This is a genomic window from Nostoc sp. FACHB-152 (assembly GCF_014697475.1).
Lineage (GTDB): Bacteria > Cyanobacteriota > Cyanobacteriia > Cyanobacteriales > Nostocaceae > Nostoc_B.
Genome location: NZ_JACJRV010000047.1, coordinates 38,650 through 56,711 on the forward strand (window position 1 = coordinate 38,650; position 18,062 = coordinate 56,711).

At 40.6% G+C, this 18,062-nt stretch carries 17 protein-coding genes; 10 read left to right on the top strand and 7 right to left on the bottom strand.

All coding sequences use genetic code 11. From position 1 onward, the window contains the following. Positions 1 to 137 precede the first annotated feature (137 nt). The gene (locus tag H6G76_RS24035; protein ID WP_190706588.1) at positions 138 to 476 is read right to left on the bottom strand and encodes a hypothetical protein; all 339 of its coding nucleotides are present in this window, start codon (positions 474 to 476) and stop codon (positions 138 to 140) included. Positions 477 to 1,161: 685 nt separating this feature from the next. On the opposite strand from H6G76_RS24035, the gene H6G76_RS24040 reads away from it, so the two are divergent. Then, positions 1,162 to 1,527, top strand: a complete 366-nt coding sequence (locus H6G76_RS24040) for a Lin0512 family protein (RefSeq protein WP_190706591.1) — start codon at positions 1,162 to 1,164, stop codon at positions 1,525 to 1,527. Between the two features lie 13 nt (positions 1,528 to 1,540). Here the strand turns inward: H6G76_RS24040 and H6G76_RS24045 are convergent, their stop codons facing one another. From H6G76_RS24045 to H6G76_RS24055, 3 genes are all read right to left on the bottom strand, one after another. Then, positions 1,541 to 1,816, bottom strand: coding sequence for a hypothetical protein (locus H6G76_RS24045; RefSeq protein ID WP_190706594.1), 276 nt, complete (start codon positions 1,814 to 1,816; stop codon positions 1,541 to 1,543). A gap of 67 nt (positions 1,817 to 1,883) precedes the next feature. Next, on the bottom strand, positions 1,884 to 4,046 hold the full coding sequence (locus H6G76_RS37810) for a bluetail domain-containing putative surface protein (RefSeq protein ID WP_190706597.1): 2,163 nt from the start codon (positions 4,044 to 4,046) through the stop codon (positions 1,884 to 1,886). A 241-nt stretch (positions 4,047 to 4,287) separates the two neighbouring features. After that, positions 4,288 to 4,605 carry an RNA-binding protein gene (locus H6G76_RS24055; RefSeq protein WP_190706600.1) on the bottom strand — a complete coding sequence of 106 codons (318 nt, stop codon included), beginning with the start codon at positions 4,603 to 4,605 and terminating at the stop codon, positions 4,288 to 4,290. A gap of 496 nt (positions 4,606 to 5,101) precedes the next feature. Between H6G76_RS24055 and modA the strand changes: the two genes are divergently transcribed. The 5 genes from modA to H6G76_RS24080 all read left to right on the top strand — a co-directional run bounded on the left by modA (position 5,102) and on the right by H6G76_RS24080 (position 11,139). Further along, complete coding sequence (gene modA / locus H6G76_RS24060) at positions 5,102 to 5,914, top strand: molybdate ABC transporter substrate-binding protein (protein ID WP_190706603.1); 813 nt, start codon at positions 5,102 to 5,104, stop codon at positions 5,912 to 5,914. Between the two features lie 187 nt (positions 5,915 to 6,101). Continuing rightward, entirely contained in the window at positions 6,102 to 7,907 is a 1,806-nt protein-coding gene (gene modB, locus H6G76_RS24065) for a molybdate ABC transporter permease subunit (protein WP_190706606.1), read from the top strand. A 277-nt stretch (positions 7,908 to 8,184) separates the two neighbouring features. Continuing rightward, entirely contained in the window at positions 8,185 to 9,195 is a 1,011-nt protein-coding gene (trpS, locus tag H6G76_RS24070) for a tryptophan--tRNA ligase (protein ID WP_190706609.1), read from the top strand. Between the two features lie 58 nt (positions 9,196 to 9,253). Further along, positions 9,254 to 10,183 carry a methylenetetrahydrofolate reductase gene (locus H6G76_RS24075; RefSeq protein ID WP_190706611.1) on the top strand — a complete coding sequence of 310 codons (930 nt, stop codon included), beginning with the start codon at positions 9,254 to 9,256 and terminating at the stop codon, positions 10,181 to 10,183. Between the two features lie 209 nt (positions 10,184 to 10,392). After that, positions 10,393 to 11,139, top strand: a complete 747-nt coding sequence (locus H6G76_RS24080) for a Uma2 family endonuclease (RefSeq protein ID WP_190706613.1) — start codon at positions 10,393 to 10,395, stop codon at positions 11,137 to 11,139. A 4-nt stretch (positions 11,140 to 11,143) separates the two neighbouring features. Here the strand turns inward: H6G76_RS24080 and H6G76_RS24085 are convergent, their stop codons facing one another. After that, positions 11,144 to 11,812, bottom strand: coding sequence for a Uma2 family endonuclease (locus H6G76_RS24085; protein WP_190706616.1), 669 nt, complete (start codon positions 11,810 to 11,812; stop codon positions 11,144 to 11,146). 193 nt (positions 11,813 to 12,005) lie between these two features. Here H6G76_RS24085 and H6G76_RS24090 point away from each other — a divergent pair, with 193 nt between their 5' ends. Then, a complete protein-coding gene (locus tag H6G76_RS24090) occupies positions 12,006 to 12,956 on the top strand; it encodes a class I SAM-dependent methyltransferase (protein ID WP_190706618.1) in 951 nt (316 codons plus the stop codon). Between the two features lie 211 nt (positions 12,957 to 13,167). Here H6G76_RS24090 and H6G76_RS24095 read toward each other — a convergent pair whose 3' ends face one another. Further along, a complete protein-coding gene (locus H6G76_RS24095; RefSeq protein ID WP_190706621.1) occupies positions 13,168 to 13,449 on the bottom strand; it encodes a DUF1330 domain-containing protein in 282 nt (93 codons plus the stop codon). Positions 13,450 to 13,955: 506 nt separating this feature from the next. Between H6G76_RS24095 and H6G76_RS24100 the strand changes: the two genes are divergently transcribed. The 3 genes from H6G76_RS24100 (at position 13,956) to H6G76_RS24110 (ending at position 17,098) form a co-directional block, all read left to right on the top strand. Then, entirely contained in the window at positions 13,956 to 14,267 is a 312-nt protein-coding gene (locus tag H6G76_RS24100; RefSeq protein WP_190706623.1) for a hypothetical protein, read from the top strand. Between the two features lie 113 nt (positions 14,268 to 14,380). After that, a complete protein-coding gene (locus H6G76_RS24105; RefSeq protein WP_313934825.1) occupies positions 14,381 to 14,623 on the top strand; it encodes a hypothetical protein in 243 nt (80 codons plus the stop codon). Between the two features lie 612 nt (positions 14,624 to 15,235). After that, positions 15,236 to 17,098, top strand: coding sequence for a glycoside hydrolase family 2 protein (locus H6G76_RS24110; protein ID WP_190706626.1), 1,863 nt, complete (start codon positions 15,236 to 15,238; stop codon positions 17,096 to 17,098). A gap of 275 nt (positions 17,099 to 17,373) precedes the next feature. Here H6G76_RS24110 and H6G76_RS24115 read toward each other — a convergent pair whose 3' ends face one another. Further along, the gene (locus H6G76_RS24115) at positions 17,374 to 18,000 is read right to left on the bottom strand and encodes a zinc-binding dehydrogenase (protein WP_199337504.1); all 627 of its coding nucleotides are present in this window, start codon (positions 17,998 to 18,000) and stop codon (positions 17,374 to 17,376) included. Between the last annotated feature and the right edge of the window lie 62 nt (positions 18,001 to 18,062).

Genomic DNA, 18,062 nt, shown 5'->3' on the forward strand with positions numbered 1-18,062 from the left:
AAATTTAAACATAAGATTAAGTTTTGTTGCCATATAAAAAAATTATCTAAATCACAATAAATAGTAGGAAACATTTGTTTCCTACAGATAAATTATGTTTCTCATGGAATTTTTAGCTGAGAAACCGCAAATAGCCTTTAGTCTTCATCCAATGGGGGGAAAGCTTCCTCGAATTGCCACAATTCATCCTTATATTGGAGAAACCAATTACGAGTTGCGATAGTTAATTGTTCCCAAATAATTGTCCCTGGAATATCAGGGCAAGCATATCGATATTGTTGACCAAGCAATCTTAAATTTTCCTCTACGTCAACAGGAATACCAAACTCTTGCCAGTCAACTTCTATATATCTTCCTGAAATTCCTGCTGCGGGGTCAAAAATTAATTGTGCAGCCCTAATTAAATCAGCAAAGTGGCGTGGTTTAAGGTCAGATATCTGCTGAATCTGAAGCGATTCGTTATAGTCTTGAGACATTTTCACTGGAGTTAAAAAAGTTTACCATTTCAGGAAATTACTGCCAGAGATTACTATCCCAATAGCTCTAGTTTAGCGCAAAGTATATAGAGCCTATCTTAATCAATTTTGACTTACTTAATATTTATGAATTATCTAACTCAGGATATAAATTTAGAGTAATAATTTACTCATGATTGACGGTATCAAATATTAATAAATTTGCTAAATCGTTACTCATGTCTCTTATGCTACTTGATTTAGCTAGCTATAGGACTCATATTTGATTTTTGAAAAAAATCCGTACATTCTTAACTGCCTTCTTTGCAAGCATTTTGGAGGTAATAACTATGATGACAGCATTTTGGTTATTAGTTTTTGGTTTTATTTGGCTTGTTGGCTTATCTCTAATAGCAGAAATTTGGTTTGCTGAAGAAGAAGAGCAAATGTAAGCTGCTTAGGGCAGGCAATAGGGAATAGGCAACAGGCAATAGTAATAAAATCCTTCCTGAAACCTGGATTAGTAGCACCATTATTTCTTGATGAGCAGAAGTAAAACATTTATTTCTCATCCTTCCCGTCTCGAAATATACATTTTAGGGATTTCCAACCCATAACCTATTGCCTATTGCCCATTGCCTATTCCCTTCTTTAATTGCCCAATTGAGCGATAAAGTGAAAAGTGGAATATTCCTAGGAGATGGCTGTGGGGCGTAAACGCTTAGTAATTGAGATGGGGATGGGTGTAGATCAGCACGGACAGGAACCCACTGTAGCGGCTGCAAGAGCGGTACGAAATGCGATCGCTCATAATGCTTTACCAGGAGTCTGGGAAGTTGCTGGTTTAAATGATCCTAATGAGATGATTGTCGAAGTTCAAGTCGCAGTCCCCTATCCTGAACAAGTCAGAACAGATGAAGTTTTAGCTGTACTACCTTTTGGTCGCAAAACTATCACTGTTGAGTCTGGAGGAATGGTTGTTCAAGGACGTGCTATTCCCTCTCTCAATGATAAAAACGATGAGATGTTAATTGCGATCGCGGCTGTGACTGTCTTAGTTGAAAATGACTGAAATTTATCTAAACTTACTTTTCAGATTTTTCACTATCCTCAACAGAACTAGAAATTGCAGCTAGGGGTTGGGTGGAAGCATCTAGCTGTGTTGTTTCTAGTGACGCAGTTGATGCAGTCATGGAAGTGTCGCTGAAGTAATAACCAACAAACTTGTCGTAGTTAGAAGCAACGGCTAAAAATGCTCCACCTAAAATATAAATGGGTAATGGTAGAGAAAAGTCTTTTAACCAGTCAAACAGTTCTGCTAACGCAAACAGTAGCACAAAGCACGCAAGCCAAACTCTCATGTTTTCATCCTTTGTTACCAAGCAACTCTACTAGTTTACTAATAGAGTCTATCTTCCGCATTTTAGATTAGGCGATCGCTAAATTAGATAAGTTACCTTTATATCCACTAATCTCAATCACCGCATCTGTGAGGGCAGAAAAACCCTTAGTATCATCATTAAGCGCGAGAAAAGTTCGCTGATGATTATCTGTAGCTAAAATAAAAGTTGCTGCACCTTTAGCTGCAAAAGCAGTTGCAGTTAATACCTTTTCTACATCTGACAAATTCAGACTCGTAACAGTACCAAGTTGAACCACATTGCCAGCTGAAACCTTATTCACACCATCAATTTTATCTTGGTCAATGTTGAGATCAGTAATCCTATCAAAGCGGGGCAACAAGGAATCACTCAAGCTGCTAAACACGAATTTATCAGCACCATGACCACCTATAAGGATATCACCACCAGCACCACCATTAAGTGTGTCACAACCTTTGCCACCAACTAGTTTGTCATTTCCAGCTAATCCCAAGAGTTTGTCGTTGCCGTTTTTGCCGACAATATGATCATTGCCTACATTACCTCTAAGGGTATCTTTGCAGTTGCCTCCATACAAGGTTTTACCCTGTACAGTTCCTTCTTTGGTAGTCTGGCTAATCAATTTTCCCTTGGTATCATACAAATAACTGGCAACTGCATCAATGATGCCATCACCGTTATTGTCTATATCTGCGGAAATCAACTTACCATTGGCATTGTAATTGTAAGTCGTAATTTCGTTACCAATGCCATCATTATTTTTATCTACTACTTGGGCAGTTAGTTTGCCTTGAGTATCGTAGCTGTAAGCAACCACCTCGTCAACAAGGCGATCGCGATTATTATCAATCTCCTGTGATTTCAGCTTGCCGCTAAAATCGTAGATGTAAGTGCCAACTGCATCAATTACACCATCATTGTTCTTGTCATAGCTGGCGGTTGTGCGTCCATAAGTATAGGTAGAGATGTCGATAGAATCAGCAATTCCATCGCCGTTTGTGTCAGAACTATAAGATGTCTCGTTACCGTAAATATCATAAGTACGGGTAAAGACTCGCTCAACTATGCCATCGCCGTTATCATCATAGCTAGTTGATGTCTCATTACCCTTGGCATCATAAGTATAGGTAGTGATAGAACTATACTTAGTGTCGCCATCATAATATTCAGAGCTAGAAGATGTCTTATTTTCATCGCTATCATAAGTATTGCTAAAGACGCGATCAACTATGCCATCACCGTCTTCGTCAATATTTTCTGATGTTTGATTACCCTTGGCATCATAAGTATAGGTGTAGACTCGTTCAGCTTTGCGATCACCATCATCATCATAGCTAGAGGATGTCACCTTACCATTTTCGTCATAAGTAGAAGTGGAGATTTCATCAAATATGCCGTTACCGTTTCTGTCAATACTTTCAGATGTCCGGTTGCCTTTAGTATCATAAGTAGAGGTTTTGACATAATCAATAATGCCATCATCCGCATAATCAATGCTTTCTGATGTTTGGTTGCCGTTGGCATCATAAGTATATGTCGTGACCGAAACATCATTATTCTCGCCTTTGTAGTCAACCTTTTGAGAAATTAAGTTGCCGTTGACATCATAGTTATAACTAGTGATGCTATCAAAAGCCTCACCAACGGTGTCATAGTTTTGGTTTATCAGCTTGCCGTTGGCATTGTAAGTATAGGTAGTGACAGAATCTAATAAAGGAGGGCTGGTTTCACCAGCATAAACTTGTGCATCAATTATATCGTTGCCATTATACTCATATCTTTCAGATGTTTTGTTCCCGTTGGCATCATAAGTAGTAGTGTAGAATCGTTCAGCGATGCCATCGCCGTTGGTGTCAAAACTTTCAAATGTTTTGTTACCTTTAGCATCATAAATATAAGTGTAGACTTGCTCAACAATGCCGTTGTCGTCGTAGTAAAAAGTTTTAGATATCCGGTTGCCATTGACATCATAGGTATAGGTGTTGGTAGTATCAGCTATACCGTCGCTGTTGTAGTCATGGCTATAAGATGTGCGGTTGCCATCGACATCATAGGTATAGGTTTCAGTATCGTTGTAGTAATACTTTTTGGATGTTGCGTTATAGGTGTAGGTAATAACTGAGTCTGTTATCCCATCACTATTGTTGTCTACTTTCTCAGATATCAGCTTACCATCAGCATCATAAGTATAAGTTGTGGTTGAGGTCATAAGCTTATATTCCTGAATAAGGAAAGAAGGGAAAGCTACATCTTGAAATCTCCTAATAATTATGGTATTTTCTCTAACTCTATTGCGAACAATTTTTGTGCTAGTAGATAACTAGTAACAGCAAAAAGGCTATATAGTACGCAGATTGTATAATACCTGCTGTTGACTGAAATACATAAAAGAAAAGGCTCAAGTATTACTACTTGAGCCTTTGCTAAATTAAATTAATTAGCTGATGAACTTAGTAGCGGTTACGGTTGCCGTAGCCACCACCACGATTACCACCACCACCACCACCATAAGAAGAACCACGCTCTTCTCTAGGCTTGGCTTTATTGACTTTGAGGTCACGACCCATCCACTCTGCACCATCTAGTGCATCAATGGCTGCTGTTTCTTCAGCATCGGAACTCATCTCTACAAAGGCAAAGCCGCGCACACGACCTGTTTCGCGGTCTGTGGGTATCTGAATGCGCTTTACAGAACCATATTCTGCAAAAACATTGTTTAGCGCATCTTGTGTAACTTCGTAAGAGAGGTTACCTACATAAATTGACATAAATAGTTATCCGAAATCGCAAGTTTGCAGAGATTTAGATTTCGGGGAAAAGTCTGTAAATACCAAAAGGAAATGCCCATCAATACTAAAAACAAACGCTATCGCCGAATTAATTCTCACACCCCATTATTACACAGAATGCCACTCTTGAGAAAAAACTATAAAAAACTTAATAAAAAGATATATGGTAGAGAACAGGGTTGAAAGCCGCTTAGTGTTCTTGTTGTGATGATGAGATTTTGTTTGAACCTATCCGGTTGTTAGGTGAGTCTGCGATCGCTTTTAGGTTCAAATGTTGTAGCGATCGCTACAATCTACCAACTTATTGAGTATTAATCTAATCAGGGTAGTAGCTAATTATATAAAGCTTTTACATCAGCGATTCAAAAATTTTTAGATTTCTATGTATTTGCATAATTTTGATGTTTTCTACCAACTTTTTAAATGCTAAGTTGGTAAAAACCCATTAGTTGAAAAACTGGTAGAGAGATTTTCAATGACTCGTAAACGTGTTTTGGCTTTTGCTTGTTGGCTATTATGTTGTTGCCTGTTAGTTGTGGGGTGTAGCCAAAAGACACCTAACTCTGTCTCAAATCCTAGCCCAACAACACAAACAACAAGTTTGACTATCTCTGCGGCCGCCAGTCTCAAAGACTCATTAGAAGCACTCAAGCCAATATATGCCAAGGAAAAACCAAACATTAAACTAGTCTACAATTTTGGCTCATCCGGTGCTTTGCAGCAACAGATAGAACAGGGTGCAAAAGTTGATCTGTTCATCTCAGCAGCAACTAAACAGATGGATGCGCTAGAGAAAAAAGGTTTGTTAGTTGATGGTACACGTAAAAAGTTATTGAGCAATCAAATGGTGTTAATCACACCGCAAAATTCTACAGCAATATCAGATATTAAAGATTTAACTTCGCCTCGCATTAAAAGAATTGCTCTAGGTGAACCTAAGAGTGTACCTGCTGGACAGTACGCACAACAAGTTTTAACTTCATTAAAAATTGCTGACAAAATCAAAAATAAAGTTGTTTACGCTAAAGATGTACGTCAAGCTTTAAATTTTGTAGAGTCAGGTAACGCTGATGCTGGACTAGTTTACCTTTCAGACGCGAAAATTACCCCGAAAGTAAAAATAGTCACGATTGTAGAAGAAAGTACACATTCTCCAATTGTCTATCCAATTGCGGTACTCAAAAGTAGTAAAAATGTCGATGCTGCTAAGGAGTTTGAGCAATTCTTATTTGGTGGCGATGCTAAAACTGTTTTTGAAAAACAAGGTTTTACACTAGCAGGCAAGTAAGACAGGAGAAATTTGATGACATCAAGATTTTTCGCCATAAGAAAACGAACTGCTAAGGGCGCAGAGAACGCTAATAAAGAGAGAAAAGTCTAACAAAAATCAAATTTTAAAGACTACATCCAACCCTACAAATTTATCCATTTATTTCTTGAAATTTGATTCATATCAACTAATTTGTAAGATTACTATGCCACAGGATTTAACACCGCTTTGGATATCACTTAAAACTTCATTATTGGCAACTTTTATTACTTTTTTTGTGGGGATTGGTGCTGCTTATTGGATGCTAAGTTATCGCGGCAAAGTTAAATCTTTAATTGAAAGTATTTTTGTGGCACCCTTGATTTTGCCGCCGACGGTTGTGGGCTTTTTATTACTACTATTTTTTGGCAAAAATGGCCCCGTAGGTAAATTAATGGAGTCTTTTGACATAACTATTGTTTTTACTTGGTATGGTGCGGCGATCGCGGCTACTGTGGTTTCTTTTCCGTTAATGTATAAAACTGCGTTGGGAGCCTTTGAACAAATTGATCGCAATTTGTTGAGAGTAGCAAGAACTCTGGGTGCAAGTGAATCAACAATATTTTGGAAAATTAGTTTACCTCTAGCCTTCCCAGGGATTTTAGCCGCCACGACTTTGGCCTTTGCCCGTGCTTTGGGTGAATTCGGGGCTACATTAATGCTGGCTGGTAATATTCCCGGACAAACCCAGACGATTCCAATGGCTATTTATTTTGCTGTAGAAGCAGGGGCGATGGATGAGGCTTGGTTTTGGGCGATCGCAATTATGGTAATTTCTCTGTCAGGGATTATTGGGGTGAATCTTTGGCAAGAAGTACGAGAGAAGCGAGGGGAGAAGGGGAAGCGACGAGGAGAAGCGACGAGGGGGAGTAGGAGAGCAGAGGAGCAGGGGAGCAGGGGAGCAGGGGGGCTGTTTGTAGATATTGAAAAAAAATTGCCCAGTTTTCATTTGCAAGTATCCTTTAGTACAAATAAGCAAACACTAGGCTTATTGGGGGGTTCAGGTGCAGGAAAAAGTATGATCCTGCGGTGTCTAGCAGGAATTGAAACCCCAACTAAAGGGCGAATAGTTTTAAATGGTAGAGTTCTGTTTGACTCTGAGAAAGGAATTAACGTACCTAGCCGCGATCGCCGCATTGGTTTTTTAGTCCAGAACTATGCACTGTTTCCTAACATGACGGTGGCGCAAAATATTGCCTTTGGTTTACCTAAAGGCTTATCTGCTGGAAGTATACGAGTACAGGTTGAAGAACAACTAAGCGCTATGCAACTAGAAGGATTAGGCGATCGCTATCCACACCAACTCTCAGGCGGTCAACAGCAACGCGTCGCCTTAGCTAGAGCCTTAGCCAGTCAACCAGAAGCATTACTTTTAGATGAACCGTTTTCGGCACTCGATACCCATCTGCGTAGCCAATTAGAACAGCAAATGACGGAAACTTTAGCAGAATATCAAGGTGTAGCTTTATTTGTCACCCATAATATGGAAGAAGCTTACCGAGTTTGCCCTAACTTGTTGGTGTTGGAGCATGGTCAAGCAGTGCATTATGGTTCTAAATACGATATTTTTGAGCATCCTGCAACTATGAGCGTTGCTCAATTAACAGGCTGTAAAAATTTCTCTCGTGCTGTTATTCAAGGAGCGCAACAGTTACAAGCTCTTGATTGGGGTTGTAACCTTGAAGTTCTCGAACCAATTCCTAGAGAATTGTCTTCCGTTGGTATTCGCGCCCATCAAATCATTTTTAGCCATGATTCATCCCAAGCCAACACCTTTCCCTGCTGGGTGGTAAGAACCAGTGAAACACCCCACCGGATGACATTATTTTTAAAACTACATAGTTCTCCAAATAACCCTCACGACTATCACTTGCAAGCAGAGGTCTTTAAAGAAAAATGGGCGCAGATTAAAGATAAACCTTTGCCTTGGTACGTGCGTTTAGACCCTATGCGCTTGATATTGATGGAGTGATGTAATAGGGAGTGGTGAGTGGAGAAGACCTCTTACAAAAGTAGTTTTTGCAAGAGGTGGGAAAAGGGAAAAGGTTAAAGGGGAAGGGGAAAGGGGTAAAAGAAAACCTATGTGCTGGTCATTTGTCATTGGTCAAAATTCTCCCCTGCTCCCTGCTCCCTGCTCCTCTACTCTCCCGCTCCCCTGCTCCCAAACCTCCATTCCCCGTTAAAATTGAATGAGTTTTGTAACCGCCACTTTACACAGCGCGGATAAGAGATAAATAAAATTGAAATTTATGGGCAAGCAGCGTGTTCTTTCTGGAGTTCAACCAACAGGCAATTACCATTTAGGCAACTATTTGGGAGCCATTCGCAACTGGGTAGAAGGCCAGAGCGAATACGAAAATTATCTCTTTGTGGCTGATTTGCACGCGATTACAGTGCCACATGACCCCACTATGTTAGCATCTGATACTTATACCCTAGCTGCTCTCTATCTGGCTTGTGGGTTGGATTTAAATCATTCTACTATCTTTGTGCAATCTCATGTTTCTGCCCACAGCGAACTCACTTGGTTGCTTAACTGTATTACGCCGCTAAACTGGCTAGAAGATATGATCCAGTTTAAGGAAAAGGCTGTCAAACAGGGTGAAAACGTCAGCGCAGGTTTATTAGATTATCCTGTACTGATGTCCTCGGATATTTTGCTTTACCAAGCAGATAAAGTACCAGTAGGTGAAGACCAAAAACAGCACTTGGAATTGACAAGGGATATTGCAGCTCGGTTAAATCACTTATTTGGAAAACCAGATCAGCCTGTATTGAAGTTACCAGACCCTTTAATCCGTAAAGAAGGTGCGAGGGTGATGAGTTTGGCGGATGGAACACGCAAAATGTCCAAGTCCGATCCTTCTGACTTAAGCCGGATTAACTTGCTAGATACACCAGAGCAAATTCAATACAAAATTAAACGTTGTAAAACTGATCCAATTCGGGGTTTAACCTTTGACGATCCTGAGCGTCCAGAGTGTAACAACTTGTTAACGCTGTATATGCTGCTGTCTGGAAAGAGTAAGGAAGCGGTAACTGCGGAGTGCCAAGATATGGGCTGGGGACAATTTAAGCCATTGTTGACAGAAACAACAATTAATGCGTTAAAGCCAATTCAAGAAAAATATCAAGCAATCATGGACGATCGCAGTTATTTAGAGTCTGTATTGCGTGATGGGAGAGAAAAAGCCCAAGCGATCGCTAATCAAACTCTAGCGCAAGTTAAAGCTGCTTTAGGCTATTCAATGCCTTTATAAGGCTTTCGCTTTGAGGTGTGATTCGTAATACTCTGTAAGAAAGCAGACGATTAATTGTATGTATCACACCCATAGCCCAACAGCTTTGAGTCTATTTCAAAAAGCCGCGCAAGCAGGCGAATTCTTAATTACCGCAGAGGTAGCACCTCCAAAAGGGGTAAATCCTTCCCACATGATTGAAATGGCGGCGACCCTTAAGGGGAGGGTTCATGCTGTCAACATTACTGATGGTAGCCGTGCTGTGTTGCGGATGTCATCGCTAGTAGCTTCGGCAATTTTATTGCAAAATGGCATCGAGCCGATTTGTCAGATTGCTTGCCGCGATCGCAACCGCATTGCTTTGCAAGCCGACCTCATGGGCGCTCATGCCTTGGGCATTCGTAATATTTTAGCTTTGACAGGCGACCCAGTAAAAGCAGGCGATCACCCCGATGCTAAAGCTGTATTTGATTTAGAATCAGTGCGGATGCTGAAACTAATTCAGAAAATGAATCAGGGTTTTGATTGCAACGATAAACCCTTAACCGATGGTGCAACAAATTTATTTACTGGTGCAGCCGTAGATCCGCAATGTAGCAGTTGGTCAGGCTTGCAAACTCGCTTTGAACGCAAAATTGAAGCCGGAGCGCAATTTTTTCAAAGTCAATTAATCACTGATTTTGAAAGGCTAGAAAAGTTTATGGACAAGATAGCTTCTGTCCATAACAAGCCAATTTTGGCAGGAATTTTTCTGTTGAAATCAGCAAAAAATGCCCAATTTATTAATAGGTGTGTTCCAGGTGTAAATATTCCCGAACACATTATTGATAGATTAGCAAAAGCCAAAGACCCACTAGAAGAAGGTGTAAAAATTGCTGCCGAACAAGTTCAGACTGCGCGGCAATTATGTCATGGTGTCCACATGATGGCCGTCAAGCGGGAAGATTTGATTCCCAAAATTTTGGATTTGGCAGAAGTGAAGCCTGTTGATTTAGTTCTAGCGAAGTAATTCAAGTTAGGCGATCGCATTTTTTATCAAAGCAGCTGGTTAATTGCAGCTGCTTTCTTAATTTAATGAGTGTGGAGATTAAGAATAATTGGCTATGTTGGTCGTCATCTTCCTACCAAATATAAAACTTAGTAAAAAGAGAGCGATCGCCTCTCCTCCCCTTCTATTGCTAAACTAAAAAACAACCCTTACCTCTGCAAAGGTGTTTTATGACCTCTGCAATCAATCAAACCACTGAAGAACTCACGCCTTTCCCAGATCATACGCAGCTACCTGAATCAGACGGCACTTTCGTGAAGAACTTTCAGGAACATCCCCAAAGTATTCTACTCACAGATTCGATTAAACCTGTATTGCAAAAACGGCATCCTGATGGGCAATACTGTATTGGTCAAGATAGCGGTATCTACTGGCGCATGACTGATCCCCCAGAGAAAGGCGCAGAAGCACCGGATTGGTTTTATGTACCAAATGTACCACCCTTGCTGGATGGACAAACACGACGCTCCTATGTATTGTGGCGAGAGTTTATCGCACCGTTAATAGCATTAGAATTTGTGTCTGGTGATGGTAGTGAGGAGCGCGATAAAACTCCTTGGAAAGGTAAATTTTGGATTTATGAACAGGTGATTCATCCGGCTTTTTACGGCATTTATGAAGTAAGTAAAGCCAGCGTAGAAGTGTATAAATTAATTGGTGGGCAATATCAGTTATTAGCAGCAAATGAACGGGGACATTATACTATTGCACCCTTGGGTATTGAGTTAGGTATCTGGCAGGGAGAATACCATAATATGGAATTACCTTGGCTGCGCTGGTGGGATAGCGAAGGTAATTTGTTGCTGACTGGTGAGGAAAGAGCAGAACAGGAACATCAACGGGCTGAACAAGAACGCCAACGAGCCGATCGCCTGACTGAACAATTGCGATCGCTCGGTGTGGAGCCAGACGTATAATGCACTAAAGAGAATTTGGATCAATGCCTAATTCTTGCAGTTTTGCTGCCAAGCGATCGGCTCGTTGTGTCTGTTGATATGCAACTTCTTCTGGTGTGGGAACTAATTCAGCTTCCGCCGTAAAAAAGCGTAATTTATCTTGATCAATTCCTAAATATAAATCTAGCTGCTGACTCCATAACCAACCTTGTGCGTTAGGTTCTAATGGTTGATACTTACCAGCCACCAAAACAAACCCTGCAAATTCTAAATTATTGGGGTCAAACCAGAAGTATTCAGGAGTGCGAAAGGTGTTCTGATAAATTTCTTTTTTTAAGCCTCTGTCTGTTGCGGCGGTAGAATCTGATAGTAGTTCGATAATCACATTGGGATATTTACCGTCTTCTTGCCAGACAACCCAGCTTTTACGGGGTCGGCGTTCTGTCCCCAACACTACCAAAAAATCTGGCCCGCGAAAATCTTCTGACTTGAGTTGGCGAGGGCTGTAGTAAATTGTAATATTACCAGAAACATAAAAATCATTGCGGTTGCTCCACCACAACTCCAGACACTGAATCAGCAGCGTCATTTGTAATCGATGTAAGTCACTTTCCAACGGTGGTTCGTCACTATATAAATCCCCTGGGGGATTTATCACATCTTCCGTAGTTTCTAAATCTGGGGCAACAGACATGATTGCAACTATCTCATTGCTCTTAGTTTAGCGTAGCGGCAATGGCTGCACTGGTGGGATTGACCGTAAAATACAACAGGCTTTTTTAGCCTTTAGCACTAGCACTTAAATTTCACCGAAAACGATATGATTGCCTGAGCTAAATCAAATCTACAATAGGGATAGGCAATTATCGCTTCATTCCCGTAAAGTGATGAAAAACAAAATCAAACCTGATTGGGCTGGTGAAAGCTTACTCTCCAAGTTCGTAAACCTGCTTATCCAGACTAAACCTGTTTACAATGTGATGAAACACCAAGCTAGGCAGGTATTAATTACAACAGCAGAAAAAAATGGTATTCCCTGGCGCAAAAACGCTGAAGCCCTACAAGCACTGATGACAAAACAACTGCTTGGGTCTGTTACTAACCACGAAGTTGTATATCCCGAATACTACAAAGTACCATTTCATGCTTATGCTGAGGGTAATCTTTGCTGGGAAGCTGCTTTTGAAGCGGAGTCAGCTACCTATGCAATGGCTTTACGTGTCTGGCCGCAAGAAAACCTGAGTTGGGAAGCTGCCCATGCCAGACTTAGAGGCACTTTTCATGATGTTTTGGCAGCCTACGGCCCGGTACAGGTGAGAGAAGTTCTCGATATAGGGTGTTCAATTGGTTTATCTACCTTGGCATTGCACCGTTACTACCAACAAAAACAAGAACAGCCAATTCGCACCGTTGGTCTAGATTTGTCACCATATATGCTGGCGGTTGCCAAAGCTAGGGATGTTAATCATGAAATTTCCCAGTGGGTTCATGCTAGAGCCGAAAATACAGGCTTGCCAGATAATTCCTTTGATTTAGTGACTCTCCAGTTTGTGTGTCACGAGTTGCCCAGCGATGCCAGTAAACAAATTTTTGCAGAAGCTATCCGGCTACTAAGACCAGGTGGTTATATTGCCTTGGTAGATAATAACCCGCGATCGCCTGTTATTCAAAACCTACCACCTGCCCTTTTCACTTTAATGAAAAGCACTGAACCTTGGACTGATGATTATTACGGTTTCGATATTCAAGCCGCTTTACAGGAAGTAGGCTTTTCACCAACCATTGAAGTTGCCAGCGACCCCCGTCATCGAACGATTATCGGTAAAAAGCCATTATAAGTGCTAAGTAAGCTCTTAATTTTAGTGGACTGACCAAGCCCCGTTGGGGCGGGGTGTGGGGTGTGTGGGATAGGGGAAGAGACAGCCCCAACAAAGGGTGGGTCACAAGCCCACCAATGCGTCTTTCCTACACCCTTCTTCTTGACTTTTTGGTGGGATAGGCATCTTACATACACCACAAAAGTTATATTTATGCACTGTTTTCACTGGGTTACGCCAGTAGGTTTCCCTCGACAATCATTGCTTGTAATGGAGCAGGAGTTACTTGAGAATTTCTTACCGTTGTATATTCATCACAATTCCACAATTTCACTGCATCCTCCCGTGACGGACACTCAAAAACTATTGTCTGCTGTGCCGGAGCAATATCTAAAGAGCTAACAGTAATCATTCGACTACCATAGCGTTGGATAATTGGTTTTACACATTGGGCATACTGCTCAAACAACTGTGAATCACTGATGACATCTTGGATAACAAGATAAACAGCCATACTCTGTTGTATTTATGAAAGTGATGTTAAATCAGGTTTAATTGAATAACCTTGCTCAAAAAAATCTTTTGTAGCCACCGATGACATATGGTTATCATATATGTTAATGGTGTCACAACCATCCAAAATATTAAAATTCCACTTATAGTTTTCTTACGCAAGCTAGTTGTAGCTTACCTGTGACTGAGTACTACGAAGAAACTACGCGGACAGATATCTTGCACCTACGGAAGACTAGCTACAAGTGCAAAGTCTGCCTAGCCTGTGGTAACGGCAAAGCTAAATGCAGGCTATGCAGGCGGTTGGTATCTTGTGTCAGCATAGCAACTTTTTTAATGGTGTTGGCTGTCAACTATAAACAACTCCATAAAGCACTGACGTAATACATAACTGCAATTGTGCGGAGCCTTGGATATCTCCAATTTACTAAATACCGCAAAAACACGGTTACATTCAATTACCCTTTTAAGCAAAACTGCAATCATTGAAGTTGTGAAGGTGCATTTATGAATTATTCTGCAATGCAAAATATCCAAGTCAGCCAGCAACTAAGTTCTGAGCCATTAGAAATGGCGGTAGCAGCAACAGAAATAGATTCAGTAATGTTAGCTGAGAAACTGACCGAGTATGAAGTTCCCTTAAAGGTTTTGTTGCAAGCTCTAGCTATTGCTGCTTACGATGGTGCAGCTGCTATTCGCTACGCTGAACAATACTTAAATAAGCGTAACAAGCAAAAACAGATTCTATTAAGGTCTTTCTCTAATGCCAGACGAAAGAGATTTTTACAGAAACAGAATTTTTTTAGCTTAACTAATTAAATTTTTGCTGATCAAATCCCAAAAACTTAAGCTAATCATGATTGCTAAACAGAGTTAGCTAAATTAAATTTTTACTAGATAAATCAACTAATAAATTAAGGATATAAATTACAGTGTCACAAGAAAACAAAGACAAATTTCTTTATACTCGTAATCATTATTACGGGAGAGTTAAACCAGAAAACATAGCATTTAATGCCAATCTTCAAGAATTTTCTCAAAGAGTTGGCTATATTGTCAACCTAGAAACAGGTGGCAAGTTGCCTCCCGAAGAAGCTTTCAATCAAATTGAAAAACTTTGGGAGAAGTTGCAACGTAGTAAACAGGGGCTAATGATTGGGATGGATAATAATTAGAATTGAAAAATTGGATTTTTATACTTATAAATATTGGCACTTTTCGCTGTAATTACTGTTGAGTACTTACAGCGAAATTTATTTTATTATTTATAATTTTTTGAAAATAAATCGGCTCCATTTAAGAAATTTATTGATTATATAGCCATCCTATTTGATTTACAAACTGCTTATGGAGCCAGGCAATAGATTTGTTTGCAACTGATTTAGGGTTGCTATAACTTTTGACTTCCGCTTTGCGGTACTAGTCTTTTACTCCCGTAGTCCCAATAACTATTGTGGTTGATACAAACGAAAACGGCTGCATAGGACTCATATTTGATTTGGGAAAAAATCAGTACGCTCAGACAAGGCTTATTTCGCACTCTCTACTCCCTGTCTACACAAGTAAATTCGGAAATCGAACCGGATTCTTATATCAGTGTTTGTCTAATTCTCTACTTTTGGTAGAAGTCAACCTAATCAAGAGATTTTTATAATAAAAATATCAAATAAAGTTACTCGTAAAACAAACAAATCGAAATTTTTATTTACTTAAATTAATAGTTAATTTACGCAATATATGTATTTCTAATCCTAGAACAGAGAAATTTCAATAAACAAGAGGTTTTAATGAAATTAGTAAATTTTGATAATAGTGGAGTTGAAATATCTGTTAAAAGCGATTATCAAAATGCTGATGACTGTAAAAAATTAATACATCCACGTCCACAGTTACAGCGATCGCATTGGCAAAGCCTCAATGGTTTGTGGAAGTTTGCATATGATGACGAGGGAAAATGCATTCAACCCAGCGAACTCAAGCAATGGACTCATGTAATAAAGGTACCTTACGCGCCTGAATCTATCAAAAGCGGCATAGGAGATCAAAATTTTCATCCCAATTGTTGGTATGAGCGGGAATTTGCTACACCAGAAGGTGATGGTAGATTACTATTGCACTTCGGTGCAGTAGACTACCGCGCTCGTGTGTGGGTAAACGATCAATATATAGCTGAACATGAAGGTGGACACACAAATTTCTCGCTCGATATTACCCATGTCTTGAATGACAGTGGCACCACAAAAGTTACAGTCTGGGCGCAAGATGATCCGCAAGACTTGGCCAAACCTCGCGGTAAGCAAGATTGGCAATTAAAACCGCACAGTATTTGGTATCCGCGTACTAGCGGTATTTGGCAGACAGTCTGGCTTGAGCAAGTTGGTAAGACTTATCTTGGCCATCTGTGCTGGAATTCTGATTTTGAGCGATGGGAGGTTAGTGTTGAAGCGGCGTTAGCAGGTGATCTGCCTACCCACGGTGTCCAAATTAAGATGAAATTAAGCATTGGCGATAAAGTCTTGGCGAATGATACTTATGAAGTGTTGAATGGAGAAATCAACCGCCGCATAGCACTTGGTGATCCGGGAATTGATGACTTCCGTAACGAATTATTGTGGAGTCCAGAAAAACCAACGCTAATTGATGCCGAAATTCAACTTTGGAGTAATGGGCAGCTACTCGATGAAGTAAAATCTTACACCGCAATGCGAACTGTCAGCATACAACGCGATCGCTTTATGCTTAATGGTCGCCCCTACTATTTACGTCTTGTTCTCGATCAAGGCTACTGGCCAGATACGTTAATGACTCCACCCAGCGATGAAGCATTGCGGCGTGATGTAGAACTAATCAAAGCAATGGGTTTCAACGGAGTACGCAAACACCAAAAAATTGAAGACCCTCGCTTTTTATATTGGGCAGATGTTTTAGGTTTATTGGTATGGGAAGAAATGCCTAGTGCTTATCGCTTTACCCGCACAGCCGTAGAACGCATGACACAGGAGTGGACTGAAGTTATCAAGCGAGATTCTAGCCATCCATGTATTGTTGCTTGGGTGCCGTTTAATGAATCTTGGGGCGTGCCAAATTTAACCGAGACAGCAGCCCACCGCAACTATGTTTTAGCAATGTATCACTTAACCAAAACTCTTGATCCAACTCGGCCAGTGATTGGTAACGATGGCTGGGAAAGTACAGATACAGACATTTTGGCGATTCATGACTACGACACCAAGCCACAGCAATTACTTCGTCGTTATGGGCCGGAAATGAAACTGTCCGATATGCTCAATCATAAACGCCCTGGAGGACGTATCCTCACACTCGACAACTATCCCCACCAAGGGCAACCAATTATGCTGACAGAGTTTGGTGGTATTGCTTATGCGCCGGATGATGAGCCAAACGCAGATAAGGCTTGGGGATACGAGCGCTGCTGGAGTATTTCAGAGTTAGAGATGAAATACACTGCCTTGCTCGAAACAATCAATAATATTGAACTGTTCAGTGGATTTTGTTACACCCAATTTACTGATACTTTCCAAGAAGCCAACGGTTTATTGTATAGCGATCGCACCCCGAAATTTCCCATTGAAGTAATCCGGGCTGCAACCCTCTCAGATGGAGGATTCTGTACTCCTAGTAGGTGTTAAACAAATTCGCAATTCCTTGTTGTAACAGGGATTTAGTTAAAAGTTCTGATAAATTAGGGTGTGTTAGCTTACGGCATAACACACCCTGATAAACGATAACTAAACTTTTCTCACGCAAAGGCGCAAAGGTATTTCATACTTTGATTCAGCAACGCCAATATTTTTATAGCAAGCCTAGATGAGCTCCAAATAAACCTATTATCTATTGCCTGCCCCCACGAGTAATTTGTAAATCAAATAGGATTGCTATACTATCGCCTCCTGCTATATTTCCCCTAGTTTGATTCTTGTTTCAGCGATGCGATATCAATCACAAAACGATACTTCACATCACTTTTAAGCATCCGCTCATATGCTTCGTTAATCTTCTGTATCGGGATGAGTTCGATATCACAGACAATATTGTGTTCAGCACAGAAGTCGAGCATCTCTTGCGTCTCTTGAATTCCACCAATGAGTGAACCAGCAAGCGAGCGGCGTTTAAAAATCAAATTAGCAATACTGGGTGATGGATGTGGATGTTCTGGTACACCAAGCAAGCATAGCGTACCACCACGCTTGAGTAACTGAGTATATGCGTCTAGGTTATGCGATGCCGAAACCGTATCAAGAATGAAGTCGAAGCTGTTGATGTGCTTGTTCATCTCATCTTCGTTTTTGGAAATCACAACCTCATCGGCTCCAAGGCGTTTAGCATCTTCGGTCTTATCTGGCGACGTTGTAAACAGGATAGTATAAGCACCAAAAGCGTGAGCAAATTTTAGTGCCATATGTCCTAACCCACCCAACCCGACGATCCCAACCTTATCACCTTTGCTAACATTCCAGTAGCGCAAAGGCGAGTAAGTAGTAATCCCGGCACATACAGCAGTTTCCTGTGTTATGAGGTACAGTAACAGCAATTAGTAAACCAGTTTCTTAAATGTTGAGGATTCATTAAGTTGAGTGCAACTGAGATAACTGT